Origin of the sequence: Exiguobacterium sp. s133 (assembly GCF_018618595.1) — a bacterium.
Classification (GTDB): Bacteria; Bacillota; Bacilli; order Exiguobacteriales; family Exiguobacteriaceae; genus Exiguobacterium_A; species Exiguobacterium_A oxidotolerans.
This window is the reverse complement of record NZ_JACSMK010000006.1, coordinates 148,979-168,659: the sequence shown is the minus strand read 5'-3', so window position 1 is coordinate 168,659 and position 19,681 is coordinate 148,979. Positions and strand designations below refer to the sequence as shown.

Below are 19,681 nucleotides of genomic sequence, written 5' to 3'. Positions count from 1 at the left end.
AACGTTGGACTGAAAAATTTACTCTAAAAAGGAGGTTAATCACATGGCACGTCGTCCAGGTGGAAAACGTCGTCGTAAAGTATGTTACTTCACGTCGAACCACATCACTCATATCGATTATAAAGACGTAGAACTTCTCAAACGTTTCATTTCGGAACGCGGTAAGATTCTTCCACGTCGTGTGACTGGTACTTCAGCGAAATACCAACGTCCACTTACAATCGCAATCAAACGTTCACGTCAAATGGCTTTAATCCCATACGTAGCTGACTGATTACGGTGAAGCGCTTTTCCTTTTCGAAGGAGGGGCGCTTTTTTTCGCTTCCCTTTCAACCGGTCCTATTTTTCGGTTATAATAAACAAGTTAACGAATTTTTAATTAGAAGTATTTAAGGAGGACGCGATGGAGTCAGGTCAACAAGTATCATCAGAACGGGAACGGCGGGTTGTTCGCTTCGTTCCGTATCTATTAATCGTCGGTCTACTTCTCGTCGTCGCAATTAGTAATCCAATCATCGCAGCAATTGGTGCGTTCGTGACGACTGTTCTTTTTGTCCTTCATCTATTAGAAGAGCAGCGGGCACGAAAGTCCTGGGAAGCATATGTCGAAAGAATATCGATTCAAGTCGAGGATACAGGGCAAGATGCTTTGACGAATATGCCGATTGGAATCTTACTATATGATGAGGAAACGCACGTCACATGGTTCAATGATCCGATGCGTGAAATCTTCGACGACTTGGCAATGGGGCATCTGTTACTCGATCTCGATCCCTTGTTCGTTGAAATGATGGCGACGGATGAAGATCAAGCGACACTTGAGATTGGTGAGTCCGTCTATCGTGTCTTCTCGAATCGTGAAAATCGGACGTTCTATCTATTTGATATGACAGAAGAGGCGCAAGTTGAACAACAACTCGTCGACAATCAAACCGTCATCGGCGTCATTTATCTCGATAACTATGATGAGATGACGCAGGGGATTGAAGATCAATTAAGAAGTGAATTAAATAGTCGGGTCACCCAGTTATTGAATCATTGGGCGGCGGATCACGGCACCTATATAAAACGTACCGCCTCAGACCGGTACTTTGTCGTGACGACAGAAGAGAATCTACGGATTCTTGAGCGGACGAAGTTTTCCATCTTAGACATTGTCCGAGACGAGACGAGTCAACGTGGGGTGCAATTAACGCTGTCAATCGGAATTGGCTGTGGCAGTGACGCGATACCTGTTCTCGGTCAGATGGCGCAGTCGAGTCTTGACTTAGCACTCGGACGCGGGGGTGACCAGGTCGTCATCAAACGTGACGGGAAAGTCCGCTTTTATGGTGGGAAAACGAATCCGACAGAAAAACGGACGCGTGTCCGGGCACGGGTCATCGCCAATTCGTTGCGTGACTTGATGCAGGAATCGAGTCGAATCCTCGTCATGGGTCATCGAAATCCTGACATGGATTCACTTGGAGCATCGATTGGTATTCTCAAGCTTGCCGAGATGAACGATAAGGAAGCGCATATCGTATTACCGGATGCAGAAATCGGTCAAGGGATTCGACGGATGATGTCGGAAATCAGTGAAGACGAGAAACTGGAGTCGCGTTTCATCAATTCGTTCCAAGCTGAGCAACTCGTCGACGATCAAGCGTTATTGATTATCGTCGACACGCATAAACCGTCGCTTGTCGTCGTTCCGGCATTACTGGATCAGTTCGAACGAATGGTCGTCATCGATCATCATCGTCGCGGAGAAGATTTCATCGAGGAGCCGGTGCTCGTCTATCTTGAACCATATGCATCTTCGACGTCAGAACTCGTCACAGAGTTGATTGAATACCAACCGACGAACGAAAAGCTGTCAATGCTTGAAGCGACGGCGTTACTTGCAGGAATCATCGTCGACACGAAAGGCTTTACGATCCGGACAGGCTCGCGGACGTTTGATGCGGCCTCCTACTTGCGTTCGCAAGGCGCAGACACGGTCCTCGTCCAAGAGTTCCTTAGTCAAAACCTCGAGACGTATGTCGAACAGTCGCATATTCTCGAGCGGACGGAAATCTATAAGGCCGGTATGGCAATCGCGACAGCGGAGCCAGGGGTCATCCATGATCAAGTCTTGATCGCCCAAACGGCGGATCAACTGTTATCCTTACAAGGAATCCGTGCCGCCTTCGTCATCGCAGAGCTCCAAGATGGCCGGACGGCAATCAGTGCCCGGTCGCTCGGTGAGGTCAATGTCCAGTTAATCATGGAGACGTTAGGTGGCGGTGGTCACTTAACGAATGCGGCGACGCAGATGGCGGAATCGATCATCACGGTCGCGGATGAATTAAGACAAGCAATCGATCGTTATCTAGAAGATGAAACAAAAGGAGAGGAAATCGAATGAAAGTTATTTTATTGCAAGACGTTAAAGGACAAGGTAAAGCAGGAGACGTGAAAGAAGTCGCAGATGCATACGCGAACAATGTGTTATTCAAAAAGAAATTAGCGCGTCCCGCGACAACAGGGAACTTAAAACAACATGAAGCACATGAACGTAAAGCAGCAGAGCAAGCGAAACAAGCATTGCTCGACGCGGAAGCGTTAAAAGAGAAGATTGAAAAAGAAACGATTGTCGTTTCGACGAAAGCGGGCGAAGGCGGTCGTGTCTTCGGTTCAGTCACGAGTAAACAAATTGCAGAAGCATTGAAGAGCATGGGTTACAAAATCGACAAACGTAAAATCGAGCTTGAACACCCGATCAAAGCCCTCGGATTCACGAAAGTGCCGTTAAAACTGCACAATGAAGTCACAGCGACGCTAAACGTTCAGGTCAAAGAAGCGTGATTAGAAAAGGGGATCGGTGATGAGTGATGTAATGCAAAATACGCCACCCCAAAGTATCGAGGCGGAACAAGCCGTCCTTGGGGCGATCATGATTGATGCTGATCGATTGATCAGTGCGTCCGAACGATTATTGCCACACGATTTTTATCGGGCGGCACACCAACGGATTTTTGAAGCGATGCTCGTGTTGTCGGACCGTGGCGAAGCAATCGATCTTGTCACAGTTACGGCGGAACTGAGTACGCTCGGTGTCTTAGAAGAAATCGGCGGGCTTGCCTATCTCGGTGAGCTTGCGGAAGGTGTCCCGACAGCGGCGAATATCAATTATTACGTCAATGTCGTCGACCAAAAATCAACGCTTCGCCGTTTAATCCGGACAGCGAATGAAATCGTCACAGACGGGTACGAACGACAAAATGAAGTCGACGTCCTGCTGAATGAGGCAGAGCGGAAGATTCTTGAAGTATCGCAAGGCAAGGGGAGCGCAAGCTTTATCCCGATTTCTGACGTCTTGACGAGCGCGTATGCGACGATTGATAAATTGCATAAGCAAAGCGGTGAAACGACCGGGATTCCGACCGGCTTCCGCGACCTCGATCAAGTGACGGCCGGGTTCCAGCGTAACGATTTAATCATCGTCGCCGCCCGTCCGTCTGTCGGGAAGACGGCATTCGCCTTGAACATCTCGCAAAACGTCGCCACCCGTGCCGACGAGAATGTTGCCATCTTTAGTCTTGAGATGGGTGCGGAACAACTCGTCATGCGGATGTTGTGTGCAGAAGGCAACGTCGATGCGCAACGTCTCCGGACGGGGCAACTCGAAGATGAAGATTGGGGTAAACTGTCGCTCGCGATGAGTAGTTTGTCACAAGCAGGGATTTACATCGATGATACGCCAGGGATTCGTGTCAATGATATCCGGGCGAAGTGTCGTCGCTTAAAGCAAGAGCACGGACTCGGCATGATCATGATTGATTACTTGCAGTTGATTCAAGGGAACGGTCGCTCAAGCGACAACCGTCAACAGGAAGTCTCGGAGATTTCCCGTTCCTTAAAGTCGCTCGCACGTGAACTCGAAGTGCCCGTCATCGCCTTATCGCAGCTCTCGCGTGGTGTGGAGAGTCGTCAAGATAAACGACCGATGATGTCGGATATCCGGGAATCAGGGGCGATTGAGCAAGATGCGGATATCGTCGCCTTCTTATACCGGGACGATTACTACAACAAAGAAACGGAAGATGCGAATACGATCGAGATCATCATCGCGAAACAGCGGAATGGTCCGACCGGTACGGTTAAACTCGCTTTCCGGAAAGAATTTAATAAATTCGTCGATCTTGAGCCGAGTAATTCGTATGCTCCACCGGCGTAACAAGCAACACCTCGATCTAACCAGGTCGGGGTGTTTTTGTTTGTAGAAAATCATGACTGAGGTGTTAGTTTAGTTCACGTGTGGACAAGATAAATTCAATGTTGTGAACGAGGCTTTTTGCTTTTTGCTTTCTGCTTTCCTCGGGCGAGGCGCAAGCCGTTGCTCCTTCGTTCTGACGAACACGAAGCAGGGTCTTGCCTGCCTCTGACAGCACAAGACGTCTTGTGCTTTTTCTCGTAGGAGTCACGAAAAGCGAAGCATGTGGGTAGCGTGTTTTATGAACGAGGTGAGCTGACAACCGTTTCTTTCTTCTCGTGCTTTCCTCGGGCGAGGCGCAAGCCGTTGCCCCTTTGTTCTGACGAACACGGAGCAGGGTCTTGCCTGCCTCTGACAGTGCAAGAAATCTTGCACTTTTTCCCGTAGGAGTCACGAAAAGCGAAACGGTTGGCTTGTGTAGCGGGTCGTATGGATCATTGGGGATCGATTTGTTGAGTCGCGCGTTCCGAATTGAATCGCTTTCGAACGAACAGCAATCAGGCGCGACCCTGCAGCGAAGCGAAGCGGCGCAAGGGATTGCCGCTCAGAAGTCGATTCGGAGAGGAAAAGCGCGGCGGGCGTATGTAAAAGGTTTCGATATGAGCTTGTCTGTAGACTAGCCCCCGATTTTGATAAACAAGACGAGAGTAAAGCACATAAAGGAAGCATAACGATTTGGACAAACGAAGTCATCGGGAAGAATCATTATGTTTCGATATCTTGAAAGTAAAGGAAAAAAGGAAGCAGAAAGGAGTAATTAAACGAACGAAACAGAAATACATTAATTAATTGTTCGGTATTTGATTGACTTCTGTTTTTTTCCGCGTTACACTTAGTCGTGGTTTTGAATCGTACGTGGAGGTGGATGAGAATATGTCATCAGTAGTAGTAGTCGGAACACAGTGGGGCGACGAAGGGAAAGGTAAAATTACCGATTTCCTTTCGAAAAAAGCCGATGTCGTCGCTCGTTATCAAGGTGGGGACAATGCAGGACATACAATCGTATTCAATAATGAGACGTATAAGTTACACTTGATTCCTTCAGGGATCTTTTACTCAGACAAGAAATGTGTCATCGGAAATGGCCTAGTCGTCAATCCGAAATCGCTCGTCAAGGAATTAAAGTATCTGCACGATCGTGGTGTTTCTACGGATAACTTATTAATTTCAAATCGTGCTCATGTTATCTTGCCATACCATCAATTGCAAGATCAGCTCGAAGAAGAAGCAAAAGGCGACGCGAAAGTCGGAACGACGCTGAAAGGAATCGGACCGTGCTACATGGATAAAGCAGCACGGATCGGGATCCGGATGGCAGACTTACTCGATAAAGAAACGTTCGCTGAAAAACTTCAAATCGTGCTTGAACAGAAGAACCGGATGTTTACGAAAATGTACGACGCAGAGCCGATTGCCTTTGATGATATCTTTGAAGAATACTACGCGTATGGTCAAGAATTCGCGAAGTATGTCTGCGATACATCAGTCGTCGTCAACGATAGCCTCGATAAAGGGGAAAAAGTGTTGTTCGAAGGAGCGCAAGGTGTCTTGCTCGATCTCGACCACGGAACGTATCCGTTCGTCACATCATCAAATGCTTCAGCGGGTGGCGTCGCGTCAGGTGTCGGTGTCGGTCCTGCTCGTATCGACCACGTCGTCGGTGTCTGTAAGGCCTATACGTCACGTGTTGGTGATGGTCCGTTCCCAACGGAATTGTTCGATGAAATCGGTCATCACATCCGTGAAGTCGGTCGCGAATATGGTACGACGACAGGTCGTCCGCGTCGCGTCGGTTGGTTCGACTCGGTTGTCGTTCGTCACTCACGTCGGACGAGTGGTTTGACAGACCTGTCCTTGAACTCGATCGATGTCTTGACCGGGATTGAAACGTTGAAGATTTGTACATCATACGAATTCAACGGAAAACAAATCGATGAGTACCCAGCAAGCTTCCGTGATCTTGAAGCGTGTGTCCCGGTCTACGAAGAGTTACCGGGTTGGAAAGAAGATATTACAGGGATTCGTAAGTTTGAAGACCTTCCAATCAATGCTCAAAACTACGTAAAACGGATCGCAGATTTGACGAACATTTCACTCGTCACGTTCTCGGTCGGACCAGGTCGCGAGCAGACAGTCGTCCTTCGCGATCTTTACGAAGAAGCATAAGTCGAATACAAACAGGCGTGGCATCAATCGGTGCCGCACCTGTTTTTTTATATCTTTTGATAAGCGAAATAATTCACAAACAAAAGGATAAGAGCGTATACTAAAAGTAATGTTTCACGTGGAACGTTCCACATGAAATCGGTTGAATGGTAGAGGTGTGGCGTCGGTAGTTTCCGTCGCCACCTTTCTATATGCCGAAAAAACAGGTAAAATAGATTGAATAGAAATTTTTTAAGGGGGAACACCCATTGACGGAACGTAGAATACTCGTCGTCGACGACGAACAACCGATTGCGGATATATTAAAATTTAAACTTGAAAAAGAAGGTTACAGCGTCGCTGTTGCCAATGATGGCGTTGAAGCACTTGAGAAGGTCGAGGAATTCAAACCAGACTTGATCTTGCTCGACATCATGCTGCCTTTAATGGATGGGATGGAAGTCTGTCGTGAAGTCCGAAAAACACTTGAGACACCCATCATCATGTTGACGGCAAAAGACTCAGAAATCGATAAAGTACTCGGACTGGAACTCGGTGCGGATGATTACGTAACGAAACCATTTAGTTCACGCGAGCTACTCGCACGTGTCAAAGCGAACATGCGAAAACGAGGACGTGATGAAAAACCAGTCAGTGATGACCCTGATGATATTACGATTGGTGAGTTGACGATTCATTTGAATTCGCATACGGTCACGAAGCGTGAAGAAAAAATCGAACTCACACAACGTGAATTCGAACTGTTGCATTATTTAGCGAAGAACATCGGACAAGTCATGACGCGCGAACATCTTCTTCAGACAGTCTGGGGCTATGATTACTTCGGCGACGTTCGGACGGTCGATGTGACGGTACGCCGTCTACGTGAGAAAGTCGAAGACAACCCGAGTACACCCATTTATATCATGACACGTCGTGGTGTCGGTTATTATCTCCAAGATGGGGAGAATGAATAACTATGTTAAAAGGAACGAACTTCTTTAAATCCATCCAGTGGAAACTTGTCGTCATTTACGCGTTACTGATTTTAGTCGCGATGCAAGTCATTGGAGTCTATTTCGTTCGTTCCCTTGAAAAGCAGTACATTACAAACTTCTCAAAATCTGTCGAGGATCGAGCCGGACTTGTAGCTTACAATGTCGGGAAGGAATTTGATAAGGCAGGCGATGATGAAGCCTCTAAACGGCAGTTGTCTGAGTCTCTTGGGCAGCTGCTGTCTGAGTTTAGTAGTGGCTCCACTTCAAGGAACGACATTCTCGAAGTCCAAATCATCGACCAGGATTCTGTCATTCAAGCGACGTCGGATGAGGACAACCAGTCGGCGGTGGGGCAACGGGCGACAAACTCGTTAATCAAAAAAGCACAGGCGACGAGTTCGACCCGAATCGATACCGTCCTTGATCCGAATGAAGATAAAATCCGAATCTTCGCCGTACCTGTCACGTCAGAAGGTGATGGTTCGACGATCGGGATGATTTATGTCCGGGCATCGATGGAGTCGATCTATTCACAGATGCAACAGGTCACCCGCATTCTAGCGACGGGAACAGTGATTGCACTTGTCATCACGTCGATTCTCGGGGTGCTGTTATCTCGAACGATCACGCGACCGATTTCCGACATGCGTCGGCAAGCGATTGAGATGCGCCGGGGGAACTTCTCCCGGAAAGTAAAAGTCTATTCCGATGACGAAATCGGACAGCTGGCCCGGTCGTTCAACGAATTGACCGACGAGTTGCTCGAAGCAAACGCGACGACGGAAGCGGAACGACGGAAGTTGACGAGCGTCCTCGAAAACATGACGGACGGTGTGATCGCGACGGACCGGACGCTCCGTGTCATCTTGATGAACGATCAGGCAAAAGACATCGTCGGCGTCGAAGAGGCAGGCATGGTCGGAACGAATCTGAAGGATTTACTCGCACTCGGGGATGACTTCATGATTCCGGAAGACGGAACAATGCCACCACGCTTGCTTGATTTCAGTAGTGAGGATGAACTGTTCCTCGTCCGGGCGTTCTTCTCGCCCGTCAAGAAACACAGTGGACCGATTACCGGAATGATCATCGTCTTGCATGACGTCACGGAACAAGAGCAAGTCGAACAGGACCGCCGCGAGTTCGTCGCGAACGTCAGTCACGAACTCCGGACTCCATTGACGACGATGCGGAGTTATCTCGAAGCACTCGCAGAAGGGGCCTATCAAGACGAAGAACTGGCACCACGCTTCCTTGAGACGACACAAAATGAGACGGAGCGGATGATTCGTCTCGTCACAGACCTCCTGCAACTGTCGAAAATGGATAGTAAGGAATACAAGATGAATAAAGTGCGCTTCGACTATATCCAGTTCATTAATGAAATTCTCGATCGTCATGACATGACAAAACCGGAGCGGATTCGCTTCCGCCGGAAAATCATGAAACGGAAAGTTTATATTCGTGGGGACCAGGATAAGTTGATTCAAGTTGCCGATAACATTTTGACGAATGCGATCAAGTATTCACCGGAAGGCGGAACGATTACTGTCCGGACGATGTTACGGGCGAAACGGATCGTCATCAGCATCAAGGATGAGGGAGTCGGGATTCCGAAAGCGAACCTGCAAAAAATCTTCGAACGTTTCTATCGTGTCGATAAGGCACGGGCACGGAAGATTGGTGGGACAGGTCTCGGTCTCTCGATCGCGAAAGATGTCGTTTCGGCACATGGCGGCGACATTTGGGCAGAAAGTGAATGGGGACGTGGTACGACGATTTACTTTACCCTTCCTTATGAAGTGATTGAAGAGGTGGATGCCGGATGATGAAGCAACGACTGAAAACGACCCTGCTGATTCTACTTGTATGTGGTTCTATTTTTCAGACGGCAATGCTTTGGACATATCATCCAAGTAGTGAATCGATTGAGCAGGAACAAGTATCGTTTAATGAGATTGATGCTTCAAAGACGGTTGAGAGTAATCAGCTCGTCAATCCCGAACTCGTCGTCTATTCGAATGGTGTGGAAGCCTATCAGACACAAATCATCGGGCGGACGATTTTGAACCGGATTGGTGCTTCGTTTGATATCGGTGTCCTCGTCTTGACGGATAAAGCCTCAAACATCCCGCTCAGCAAACGGAGTGTCGAGATGATTTTCCCGACACCGGTCACGGCAGCGATGCTTGAAGAACTACTCGGTGAAAAAGAGATTGCGATGGCTGAACCGATTAAACGGCTCTATCTGCTCGATTATGACGGACCGATTCTTCGGCTCGAGTCAGCGACTGGTCGCTTTAAAGACTTTCAATTGGTCGGCGACGAGACAGTCTTAAAACGCCTCTTTGCCTACGATAAGAAAAAACCGATGACGAAGGTCGAGCTTAAAGGCGGTGACTACACGTACGTCGCAACAGCGACCCCTCGTCTTGAAGAAGTGTTTGTCTATGACGAAGTCGGACAGGACCCGAAACCACTCGACCGGATCCGCAGTGCGTTCTTCACAGCGAATACGAACGTGCAGCAAATCAAGGGACGAGACGGACTCGACGTGTTGACGGATGGGGTCAGCGTCTCGACGTACGACCGGGATTACAATGCCTATCGTTTCAACACGCTGTCACCGAATACACAAAGTACGGCAGTCGATTACAGTACGCTCGTCAGCTACATCAATATTCATGGGGGCTGGCTCGACCAAGTCACACAACGCAGTGGCTTCCGTTATTACTTCGATCAAATGAGTAGTCAAGAAGAGCAACAAACGGCAATCTTCCGTCTCTATTTGAATCGTTATCCGGTCTTCGGCGAAATTGGCCCGTTGCTCGAACAACCAGAATTTGATTTAGCGACGATCAAGATGACGTTCGAAGAAAATCAAATCCGGTCGATCAGCCGGAGCATGTTACGGGCAGACCGGAAACTTTTGTTAAAGGAAACGACGTTACCGACGATTGAACAGACGGTGAAAGAGCTGGAGCAAGCAGACCTTATGCAGGACATCACCGGAATTCGAGTCGGCTACAGCATGACATACAAAATCGCGACGAGTCGCTACGCCCTGTTTGAACCGGCATGGTTCGTCAAACGGGATGGAGAATGGAGCACAGTCGATCAAGCAATTGGAAATGAGGGGTAATGTTGAATGGATTGGAGTAAAGCAAAGACGTTGTTGATTCTGACTTTCCTCATCCTGAACGTCTACCTGGTCGTTCAATTGATGGATCGGATGATTGAACCACGGATCGTCGCGACGACGGCGTCCGGAAAGACGATTTTGAAAGATCGGAAGATTGACGAAAAACAACTGCAGACCGCATCTCGCGACATCGGTTATTTGACGGCAGAAGTCGATTCGAGCTCACTGGCACCAAAAGAGAGCTCACCGATTAAAGATGCGATCACATCAGTCAAAAATCAGGTCGAATGGTCTGTTCGGTTGTCGAAGCCGTCACCGCTCGACGCAAAAGCGATGCGCGACTCGGCGACTTCATTCGTCCAGTCGTCCGTTAATCACGGTTCAGACTACACGTTTTGGAAGTTTGATAATAAACAAAATGAACTGACGTTCGTGCAGACATATAAAGGACAACCGCTGTATTCGACACCGGAGCAATCACGGGACGATGAGGCGATGATTGGTCCGTCTCTGCTCGTCCTGCAGCTGAACGATGACAAGGAAATCGTCAGCTATAAGCAACGTCACTTGAACGAAGTCGTCCGCCAAGCACAGGACGTGACGTTGTTGTCAGCGAGCGAAGCCGTCATCCAATTGTCGGAGCAAGGTCTTTTCCCGGCCTCGAAAAAAATGACAGGCCATAAGCTTGGCTATTTCTGTCTCGTGACGGAAGGGACAAAATCGGTCCAGATTTTACCGCCGACGTGGCAGATCGAACTCGACGGGGAAGAACTTTATTTCGTCAACGCGATTGACGGGGGTGTTCAGACGATCGAACGCCTCGATACAGTTTCAGAGAAATGAGGAATACACGATGAGCCTACACTATAGCGTTCTTGCGAGCGGCTCGACGGGAAATGCCCTCTACATCGAAAGTGAACAAAGCCGGCTGCTCGTCGATGCCGGATTGACAGGAAAGGCAATGCTTGCATTGTTCGACCAGATTCACCGGTCACCGGAAGGCATCGATGGGCTGTTCGTCACCCATGAACACTCGGATCATATTAAAGGGGTCGGCATCTTAGCCCGCAAGTACAACATCCCGCTCTATGCGAACCAAAAGACATGGGACGCGATGGAAGCAAAAATCGGCAAGATTGATCCCGCCTTGAAGTTCCTCTGGGAAGTCGGCGAAGTGAAACAGTTCGGTGATATCGAAGTCGAATCGTTTAACGTCAGCCATGACGCAGCCGATCCGATGTTCTTCCAGTTCGCCCATGAAGGGAAACGACTCGCGCACATCACGGATACCGGCTACGTCTCGGACCGGATGAAAGGGACGATCCGTGGTGCCGATGCCTATATCTTCGAAGCGAATCATGATATCGGGATGCTCCAGATGGGGCATTATCCGTGGAGCGTCAAACGCCGAATCCTCGGCGACTACGGTCACGTCTCGAACGAAGACGCGGCGGTCGCGATGAGCGAGGTGCTCGACGAGCGGACGAAACGGATCCATATGGCCCATTTGAGCAAGGACAACAACATGAAGGAACTGGCCCGGATGAGTGTCTCCCAGACACTGGCGAGCCGGGATGTCGACCTCAGCAAGATTCATCTGCTTGATACCGATCCCGTCATTCCGACACCACTCCTGAAGCTCTGATTATGGGAAATTACTGAATATGCTCAAAAGACCCCCACATTTGGCTAACTTGCCAGGTGATGGGGGTATACTTGTGTAAAGAGAGTTTAAGAAGGAGGCATGTGCCGATGGATCGACCTGAAGAACCACGGAATGAATCGGAACAGATCAATCAATCGACCGATGAGGAGAGCGGATTTCCACCGCGCCGACCGACTGAAGAAGAACCGGTCAGTCCTTATCGTGAACCATATGAAGAAACAGACGAACCTCCACGTAAGCGTGGTGGCGGTGGTAAAGCATTTTTTGTCGGCTTAATCGGTGGCGTCATCGGCGCCTTACTGATTGCCTTGATCGCCTGGCCATTTGCCCGTGATCAAATGACGAGTCCGACACCAGCCGCGACGGTGACGACGGAACAGGCAGCGACGACAGCGACGGAAGCCGAGAATGATATCGTCGGTGCCGTCAGTAAAACGAAAGAAGCCGTCGTCAGTGTGACGAACTTACAAAGTTCATTCCGCGGTGCGGATCAAGAGACAGGAGCAGGATCCGGCGTCATCTATAAAAAAGATGGCAATAAAGCCTATGTCGTGACGAACTATCACGTCGTTGAAGGGGCAAGCAGCTTGTCGGTCACGTTATCAGACGGAACGGCGCTCGAAGCGAAAGTCCTCGGCGAAGATCCGACGTATGATTTAGCCGTCTTATCCATCGATGCAGCAAAAGTGACACAGGTCGCGAAAATCGGTGACTCCGATACGTTACGTGCCGGTGAAACGGTCCTTGCGATCGGCAACCCGCTCGGGATCTTCGCAAACTCGGTCACACGTGGTGTCATCAGTGCCCAGGAACGGACGGTGCCGGTCGATACGAACAAGGACGGACAGCAGGACTTCAACACGGAAGTCATCCAGACGGATGCGGCGATTAACCCCGGGAACTCGGGCGGCGCACTGATCAATACGTCCGGTCAATTGATCGGGATCAACTCGATGAAGATTGCGGAAGCAAGCGTCGAAGGTGTCGGTTTTGCGATTCCGATCAACGAAGCGTTACCAATCATGCGTGACCTCGAACAGAACGGTGAAGTCATTCGCCCGCAACTCGGGATTCAGATTCGGGACGTCCAGGAGTTCCCGAGCGGCTACCGTGAGGACCGCCTGAAACTGCCGAGTGACGTGACGAAAGGAATCGTCGTCGTCGGTCTGACAAACAACAGTGGAGCAGAAAAAGCAGGGATGAAAGCAAATGACGTCATCGTCGAAATCGACGGGACAAAGATTAATTCATTCGCAGATCTCAAGAGTGTCCTGTACCGTGATGCGAAAGTTGGACAGACCGTCAAAGTGACGTTCTACCGGAATGGGGATAAACAGTCCCTTGATGTGAAGTTGTCGGCACAAGCGGCGACGGTGCAATAACAGATTCAGATTAACTACTCGTACATGTACGGGTAGTTTTTTTGTTTGGGGATATGAATGGGCGTATGAAAGAAAGAGAAAGAGTCATCGTGATGTGCTGTCACGCGCTTTCCTCAGGCGAGGAACGAGCCGGTGGCTTCTTGCCTGACGGCAGATGCCAGGGTCTCGTTTTCCTCTGACAGCACGGACGAGCCGTGCTTTTTCCTGTAGGAGTCGCGTGCAGCCGACACGATGAGCAGCAGCTTAATCATGGAACGAAAAGAAGCGAGAATACCACGCATGTGGATAACTTTTAAGCGGTTGAAGAAGCCGATTTTTGTTATACTGGTAGCGGATAACTGTGGATAACTGAAAAGGAGGAGAAGACCTGTGGATAAATATGTCTGTTTGGAACATGTCGAGTTAGCACTTGACGAAGTCGTCGATGAAACGGAAGAATACCCGATTTTGGAAGAAGTGAATTCAGAAAAAACGGTCACTTGTGAGTACTGTGATCAGCCCGCAACATATCTTGTGTCAAGCAAAAAATAATTATCAACATGTGGACATGTGGATAACTCTGTGGATAACTCCTGAATTTTCTGTCAGAAAGCGAGAAAAATGATGCAAATTACCATTATCACGGTCGGAAAGCTGAAAGAGAAGTACTTGAAGCAAGGGATTGCCGAATATACAAAACGGCTTGGCGCCTATTGTTCGATTCAAGAAATCGAGGTCCCGGACGAAAAAGCACCGGAACAATTGAGTGACGCCGAGATGCAGCAAGTGAAGAAAAAAGAGGGCGAACGGATTTTAGCGAAGATTGGACCGGACGTTCATGTCTACGCACTTGCTATCGAAGGAAAGCAACGGACGAGTGAACAGTTTGCGACAGAACTCGATCGGTTGGCGACGTACGGCAAGAGTAAAATCGCGTTTGTCATCGGTGGATCGCTTGGATTAGCACCAGAAGTCATGCAGCGGGCAAACGATACGATTTCATTTTCGAAGATGACGTTTCCGCATCAATTGATGAAGATGATTCTCTGTGAACAGATTTACCGGGCATATCGGATTAATCGGAATGAGCCGTATCATAAGTGAATAGAGTTGATAAGAAAGACCATTTCAAACGTTAAGAAGCGTTTCAGATGGTCTTTCTTATGTATGTAGTATGTAGTATGTAGTCATTATTGAAACAAAGAAGGAAAATTTAAAAGAGTACGTTTTAGAAACGGCAGTGAATGAGTGGAAAGATACATCAGTATGATACCTCTGAATAAAAAAATGAGCAGCGACTGTTACATAGTAGTTAGCAAGTAATCTTTTTTTATAAGCATTATGTTCGCAAGGTTTGAGGTATTACGAATAAATCACTATTGACAGTAAATAATAAAAAACCATTGTAAAATTAAGGAATGAAACCGATACTTATTATGAAATTCTATCTTTTATTAGTATAGAAATTAATTTAAGGACCGGAGGAAATAACATGTTACCTATTTCTATTTCAGAGTTAGATCGTATTAAAGCAGAGTGTAACGCAATGGTGAATAAACGAGCATCGGCTTCAGCCGCAGCAGCGGTCGTGCCGATTCCCGGGGCAGATGTCGGAGCGGATGTTGTCATCATGATGGAACTTCTTCCTGCAATTAACCGTAAGTTTGGATTATCCCCGGAACAGATTGATCAGCTCGATTCTGAGATAAAAGGAAGACTTGCGATTATCATTTCTTCCGTCGGCAGTGAACTAGTCGGTAAGTACATTACAAAAACAGTAGTGGCACAGTTACTGAAAAAAATGGGAGCTAAAATGGCAATTAAACAGGTCACAAAGTACGTTCCTTTTGTGGGCCAGGCCGTCTCGGCCGGAATCAGCTTTGGTGCGATGAAATACTTGGGCAATGCACATATCGAAGAATGTTATGCGGTATGTAAACGAGCAATGGAGTCTAATCAGTATCAAGAAGCGTAAAACTCAAGGGGGGGTATGATGTCTGGCAATCACATCAACTCTTTTTAACGAAATTTTGACATATTCTCTATGCCAGGAGTGTAATGATACAGACTTAAGGAGATTTTAAAGATGAAAAAACTAATTATAAATATGTCTGTGCTTTTAGTGATTCTCGGAGTAATCGGTGCGGGAGCCGTTTTCTATTTCAAACCTTCTCTCTTTTCTACGACTAAAAGCTCTGACACTGCTCTTGTAAAAGAACGGTTAGTAGAATTATCGGAATGGACTACTTTGAAATATGAATACAGCAAAGTCATAGTCAGTCGAAGCAGTAAAAAGGTACCGTTCACCGACATGAAGCTAGCAGAGGCAATCAAACTAATTGAATATGATGGTTATTTAAAAGCGGGAACGGACCTTTCGAAATTACAGTTATCTTATGACGAAACAGCAAAGCAATTATACGTTAAGGTTCCGAATGCGACGATTCTTGATAATGTAGCGGATACAGATACAGCCAAGGTAACGGATGTCAAAGGGAATATTTTTTCTGACTATCAATCCCAGCAGATTTTCGATGACATTAATAAAGAAAAAAGAAAAATTGAAGAGGAAAAAATCGAGCAGGGTTTTTTGAAAGAAGCAGATGAACGAATCAAAAAACTATTAACCTCTTTCCTTAAAACAAACGGGTATAACGATGTGACGGTTGAATTTTACTGAATGAATGATACAAGACGGTCATGTGGATGGCCGTCTTTTTTATGCGCTGCATGGAAGTAACAGAACAGGGGAACTTACTAGTCATAATCCGTAGTAAATGTGTGCAGTTTAAGCATTCATCGTGTATTTAATGAAAACGTGTCCGAGGCTAGATTACTAAACTCACGAAGATAATGAAGATAGTTGTCTCCACCAAAGTTGTACCGTTTATTATACATCCGTACGACAACAAGACGACTTTCTGGTATCACGAGTAAGAGGGGACCTGTGTTTCCGAGGATTTGATAGGCTTCTTGCGGGACGCGCTCTCCTATCTCGCTGTTATCTCGTGGTTTATCTTGCACGTACCAAAACAGTCCATTGGCAGGAAGATGTGTATCGTTGTATTCAAGACTTTGAATAGAGGTGCAGAGTTGAATGACTTCTTTCGGGACGATTTGAATGCCTTCATGACGACCATCGTTCAGATGAAGATTTCCCCAAAGTGCTAATTCTCTTGCTGTGGTGTGTAGGTTAGAACCCATGCCATCATCGGAAGGGTAAAGTGCAAAATCTGCTTTCGAATCAGGATTATCGATGACTTGAACTAGTTTTTTTGCTGCTTCCGTTGACCAGTCTGTATACTCAAATCCCAATGGACTGAAGACACGCACTTTTAACAATCGAGTGAAATCATACCCGTATATATCCTTGAAAAGTTCAGTCATGATTCGGACGTTGATGCCACGATAGGCCCATCCTTTGCCAGCATCGAACTCTCTGTAAATCGATCCATCTGGTCGTTCATTCAGCCCATGTGAGTGAGTGACAAGATGTCGAATTGTTGTACCCTGCAAGACGTTATTATCGTAGTTGCTCAAGTATTTGGATATCAAATCATCAAGGCTATGAAGTTTCTTTTCATACAAGGCAAATCCAATTGCTAACGCCAGGTAACTTTTGCGAGCGGAAGCGATGTTGAACATGGAATTTATACCAATTTCGTTTGATTCCGCATTGGAATGAAATCCTTCATAATGCTCCAAAATGATCTTGTCATTCTGCATGACAACTAAGGCAGCAGCACTACTATGATTTCGTTCCTTGATATCATTTATATAGGAAATCAACTGACGATGTGATGGGTGCAAATAAACAACTCCTTTTTCTGTGTCTACAAAATTAAAATAAGCAATTGATTTGTATGGCATTTCATTGTGTTACGCTAGATGAAAAAATTGCAAACCTTTAAGAAGGTGTTAGACACATCAAATAAAGGATGTAAGGTTTAGTTAAAATCAGCATACTTAGCGACTCTAATCGGACCATGATACCGTTTAATCTTTAGTCTGATACAATCTTTTTTACGGTAAACTTTACACGTGCGAAATAGATTGTTTCTTCTCTAATCTCAGTGGTGCAGAATAAAGTTTAAATTGAAAAGTGAGGATTTTATGAAAATACTAATTATTGAAGATGATGTGATGCTGTCCAATACAATTGTCGAGTCTACGAATACATTATATGAAACTTCTCAAGCGTTTGACGGAGAAGAAGGGCTTTATTTAGCTGAGCAAAACATCCATGACATTATTATTTTAGACTTGATGTTGCCGCTTATGAACGGATACGAAGTATTACAGGCATTACGGTCAAAGGACATCACGACACCCGTAATTATTTTAACAGCTAAAGATGCGATTGATGATAAAATACAGGGTCTTCGTCTAGGTGCAGATGATTATTTAGTGAAACCCTTTCACCGGGAAGAATTATTGTTACGGTTAGAGGCAATCGTTCGAAGGACAATTGGGCATTTCAAAGAAAATAATATTTCGTTTAAAGAGCTTATTCTGAATGTAAAAACTAAAACTGCCACTTTAAACGGAGAGTCGATTAAGTTAAATCGAAAGCAATTTGAACTACTTGAGTATCTCATTAACAACAAAGAAACGATTGTGACGAAAGAACAAATATTTGACCGGATTTGGGGCTTTCAATCAGATACGACGAATACAGTCGTCGAAGTCTATACAAGTCATCTTCGTAAAATATTAAAGGCATATGATTACGATCGTTACATTAAGACATTTCGTGGATTAGGTTATATGTTATCCGAGGAAGGTCAGGACGCATGAATAAAAACAAGATAATAAGCAAGCAGCAATTTACGTTTATGTCGTTGAACTTTATTGCATTTACGCTGATTTTTGCGATATTCAGCGTGATTATTTTTACACTCGTTCAAAGTACGCTTTATAAAAAAGCGGATGAGGAGTTATATAATTTCAAACAAAAAATACAACGTGAAGACTTAGATCAGCAAGAAAATCTGCCGGCTGACCGTGGACAACCGGACCAGCTGGCGCCCCCGTTAAATCCACGAATCATTGTCTTACGGTGGAATAGTGAGGGCGAAAATGTAAATGAAGATCAGATTGGTACGCAGTTCTATCAAAATTATTTTGAAGACCAAAACTTTAACGAAGAGTCCTTGAATGAAGTCACGAAGGTTCGCTTAAAGGATGAATATACTTTTCGGTCTTTGTCTTACGAGAATGATGAGAGTGATGATTTTTCCTACACCCAACTGTTAATTAATACAGATGCTGAAGAAAGTCTAACCGAAAACTTCAGATGGATTTTACTGATTTGTTCAATTGTAAGCATTGTTCTTTCTCTTACGATTAGTTATTTACTATCCAAAAAAACAATGCAACCAATCATTAAGTCCTGGGATCGCCAGGCTGAATTTGTGGAAAATGCTTCGCATGAGTTAAGAACCCCGTTGACGATCATTCAAAATAAGCTTGAATTGTTATTGGTCCAGCCTAATGAAAAAATTGTAGACTCTTTTGAGAGCATTGCACTCAGTTTATCTGAAACAAGACGCATGTCGAAGCTGACGACCGACTTGCTAACGCTTGCCCGTGCAGATTCATTGGAAACCCTGTTAAGTACAGAAACGTTCCACTTAGATGATTTTGTACGACGTGTCTGTCAGCCCTATCTTGAAATTGCTGAAATGCAAGATAAAACGATGTGGCTTCATGTAAATACTCCGATAGAAATTGAAGCAGATAAGAGTAGGATGCATCAACTGTTCGTCATCCTGTTGGATAATGCATTAAAGTTTACCGCGGAAAATGGAAGTATCGGGGTGAAAACATATCTGGAAGGACATAAGATAATCATAGAAATAAGTGATACAGGCATTGGAATAAGTCCAGAAAATAGAAAACGAATTTTTGAAAGATTCTTTAGAGAAGATAAAGCGAGAACACGAGATACCGGTGGGACCGGTCTAGGTTTAGCAATCGCCCACTGGATTGTCGTCAGTCATGGCGGCACAATTAAAGTAGTCGACACTGGTGAATCAAAAGGGAGTATTTTTCAAATTAAATTGCCTAAAAAGGAAATCACGCATTTGTGATTTCTTTTTTTTGTTCAAATCGCGTAAAACTTTAAGCAAT

At 46.2% G+C, this 19,681-nt stretch carries 18 protein-coding genes; 17 read left to right on the top strand and 1 reads right to left on the bottom strand.

All coding sequences use genetic code 11. The annotated features are described in order from the left end of the window. Nucleotides 1-43 precede the first annotated feature (43 nt). The 15 genes from rpsR (at nt 44) to KNP96_RS10200 (ending at nt 16,229) form a co-directional block, all read left to right on the top strand. Nucleotides 44-274: a 30S ribosomal protein S18 gene (gene rpsR / locus KNP96_RS10270; protein WP_012371896.1), complete on the top strand. Its 231-nt coding sequence runs from the start codon at nt 44-46 to the stop codon at nt 272-274. 129 nt (nt 275-403) lie between these two features. Further along, on the top strand, nt 404-2,389 hold the full coding sequence (locus KNP96_RS10265; RefSeq protein WP_088838298.1) for a DHH family phosphoesterase: 1,986 nt from the start codon (nt 404-406) through the stop codon (nt 2,387-2,389). Then, nucleotides 2,386-2,829: a 50S ribosomal protein L9 gene (rplI, locus tag KNP96_RS10260; protein ID WP_029332159.1), complete on the top strand. Its 444-nt coding sequence runs from the start codon at nt 2,386-2,388 to the stop codon at nt 2,827-2,829. The genes KNP96_RS10265 and rplI overlap by 4 nt, the downstream gene beginning before the upstream one ends. Before the next feature lie 19 nt (nt 2,830-2,848). Beyond that, nucleotides 2,849-4,201, top strand: coding sequence for a replicative DNA helicase (gene dnaB, locus KNP96_RS10255; protein WP_029332158.1), 1,353 nt, complete (start codon nt 2,849-2,851; stop codon nt 4,199-4,201). Nucleotides 4,202-5,110: 909 nt separating this feature from the next. After that, nucleotides 5,111-6,403: an adenylosuccinate synthase gene (locus tag KNP96_RS10250; protein ID WP_029332157.1), complete on the top strand. Its 1,293-nt coding sequence runs from the start codon at nt 5,111-5,113 to the stop codon at nt 6,401-6,403. A 248-nt stretch (nt 6,404-6,651) separates the two neighbouring features. Continuing rightward, a complete protein-coding gene (gene yycF / locus KNP96_RS10245) occupies nt 6,652-7,359 on the top strand; it encodes a response regulator YycF (protein ID WP_088838297.1) in 708 nt (235 codons plus the stop codon). Between the two features lie 2 nt (nt 7,360-7,361). Continuing rightward, a complete protein-coding gene (walK, locus tag KNP96_RS10240; RefSeq protein WP_029332155.1) occupies nt 7,362-9,209 on the top strand; it encodes a cell wall metabolism sensor histidine kinase WalK in 1,848 nt (615 codons plus the stop codon). Beyond that, nucleotides 9,206-10,522 carry a YycH family regulatory protein gene (locus KNP96_RS10235; RefSeq protein WP_088838296.1) on the top strand — a complete coding sequence of 439 codons (1,317 nt, stop codon included), beginning with the start codon at nt 9,206-9,208 and terminating at the stop codon, nt 10,520-10,522. The genes walK and KNP96_RS10235 overlap by 4 nt, the downstream gene beginning before the upstream one ends. A gap of 6 nt (nt 10,523-10,528) precedes the next feature. Next, complete coding sequence (locus KNP96_RS10230; protein WP_214770324.1) at nt 10,529-11,365, top strand: two-component system regulatory protein YycI; 837 nt, start codon at nt 10,529-10,531, stop codon at nt 11,363-11,365. A gap of 10 nt (nt 11,366-11,375) precedes the next feature. Continuing rightward, on the top strand, nt 11,376-12,167 hold the full coding sequence (locus tag KNP96_RS10225; RefSeq protein ID WP_029332152.1) for an MBL fold metallo-hydrolase: 792 nt from the start codon (nt 11,376-11,378) through the stop codon (nt 12,165-12,167). A 107-nt stretch (nt 12,168-12,274) separates the two neighbouring features. Continuing rightward, entirely contained in the window at nt 12,275-13,570 is a 1,296-nt protein-coding gene (locus KNP96_RS10220) for a S1C family serine protease (RefSeq protein ID WP_088838294.1), read from the top strand. A gap of 369 nt (nt 13,571-13,939) precedes the next feature. Continuing rightward, a complete protein-coding gene (locus tag KNP96_RS10215) occupies nt 13,940-14,101 on the top strand; it encodes a CxxH/CxxC protein (RefSeq protein WP_084157652.1) in 162 nt (53 codons plus the stop codon). A gap of 72 nt (nt 14,102-14,173) precedes the next feature. After that, complete coding sequence (gene rlmH, locus KNP96_RS10210) at nt 14,174-14,653, top strand: 23S rRNA (pseudouridine(1915)-N(3))-methyltransferase RlmH (protein ID WP_012371884.1); 480 nt, start codon at nt 14,174-14,176, stop codon at nt 14,651-14,653. A gap of 442 nt (nt 14,654-15,095) precedes the next feature. Then, nucleotides 15,096-15,524 (top strand): hypothetical protein, encoded by a 429-nt coding sequence (locus tag KNP96_RS10205; RefSeq protein WP_251133108.1) that lies wholly within the window; start codon nt 15,096-15,098, stop codon nt 15,522-15,524. Between the two features lie 111 nt (nt 15,525-15,635). After that, nucleotides 15,636-16,229, top strand: a complete 594-nt coding sequence (locus KNP96_RS10200) for a DUF4230 domain-containing protein (RefSeq protein ID WP_214770317.1) — start codon at nt 15,636-15,638, stop codon at nt 16,227-16,229. A gap of 116 nt (nt 16,230-16,345) precedes the next feature. On the opposite strand, the gene KNP96_RS10195 is transcribed toward KNP96_RS10200, so the two are convergent. After that, entirely contained in the window at nt 16,346-17,359 is a 1,014-nt protein-coding gene (locus tag KNP96_RS10195) for a serine hydrolase domain-containing protein (protein WP_251135765.1), read from the bottom strand. 303 nt (nt 17,360-17,662) lie between these two features. On the opposite strand from KNP96_RS10195, the gene KNP96_RS10190 reads away from it, so the two are divergent. Next, on the top strand, nt 17,663-18,346 hold the full coding sequence (locus tag KNP96_RS10190; RefSeq protein ID WP_088838293.1) for a response regulator transcription factor: 684 nt from the start codon (nt 17,663-17,665) through the stop codon (nt 18,344-18,346). After that, nucleotides 18,343-19,641, top strand: a complete 1,299-nt coding sequence (locus KNP96_RS10185) for a sensor histidine kinase (RefSeq protein WP_214770310.1) — start codon at nt 18,343-18,345, stop codon at nt 19,639-19,641. Before KNP96_RS10190 ends, KNP96_RS10185 begins: the two co-directional genes overlap by 4 nt. Nucleotides 19,642-19,681: the final 40 nt, after the last annotated feature.

Bases quoted from the DNA above. Each gene is read 5' to 3' on its own strand.
- KNP96_RS10220 (WP_088838294.1), top strand. From the start codon at position 12,275: ATGGATCGACCTGAAGAACCACGGAATGAATCGGAACAGATCAATCAA.
- rpsR (WP_012371896.1), top strand. From the start codon at position 44: ATGGCACGTCGTCCAGGTGGAAAACGTCGTCGTAAAGTATGTTACTTC.
- KNP96_RS10185 (WP_214770310.1), top strand. From the start codon at position 18,343: ATGAATAAAAACAAGATAATAAGCAAGCAGCAATTTACGTTTATGTCG.
- KNP96_RS10190 (WP_088838293.1), top strand. From the start codon at position 17,663: ATGAAAATACTAATTATTGAAGATGATGTGATGCTGTCCAATACAATT.
- KNP96_RS10200 (WP_214770317.1), top strand. From the start codon at position 15,636: ATGAAAAAACTAATTATAAATATGTCTGTGCTTTTAGTGATTCTCGGA.
- KNP96_RS10225 (WP_029332152.1), top strand. From the start codon at position 11,376: ATGAGCCTACACTATAGCGTTCTTGCGAGCGGCTCGACGGGAAATGCC.
- KNP96_RS10265 (WP_088838298.1), top strand. From the start codon at position 404: ATGGAGTCAGGTCAACAAGTATCATCAGAACGGGAACGGCGGGTTGTT.
- KNP96_RS10205 (WP_251133108.1), top strand. From the start codon at position 15,096: ATGGTGAATAAACGAGCATCGGCTTCAGCCGCAGCAGCGGTCGTGCCG.
- rlmH (WP_012371884.1), top strand. From the start codon at position 14,174: ATGCAAATTACCATTATCACGGTCGGAAAGCTGAAAGAGAAGTACTTG.
- KNP96_RS10230 (WP_214770324.1), top strand. From the start codon at position 10,529: ATGGATTGGAGTAAAGCAAAGACGTTGTTGATTCTGACTTTCCTCATC.
- dnaB (WP_029332158.1), top strand. From the start codon at position 2,849: ATGAGTGATGTAATGCAAAATACGCCACCCCAAAGTATCGAGGCGGAA.
- KNP96_RS10250 (WP_029332157.1), top strand. From the start codon at position 5,111: ATGTCATCAGTAGTAGTAGTCGGAACACAGTGGGGCGACGAAGGGAAA.
- walK (WP_029332155.1), top strand. From the start codon at position 7,362: ATGTTAAAAGGAACGAACTTCTTTAAATCCATCCAGTGGAAACTTGTC.
- KNP96_RS10235 (WP_088838296.1), top strand. From the start codon at position 9,206: ATGATGAAGCAACGACTGAAAACGACCCTGCTGATTCTACTTGTATGT.
- rplI (WP_029332159.1), top strand. From the start codon at position 2,386: ATGAAAGTTATTTTATTGCAAGACGTTAAAGGACAAGGTAAAGCAGGA.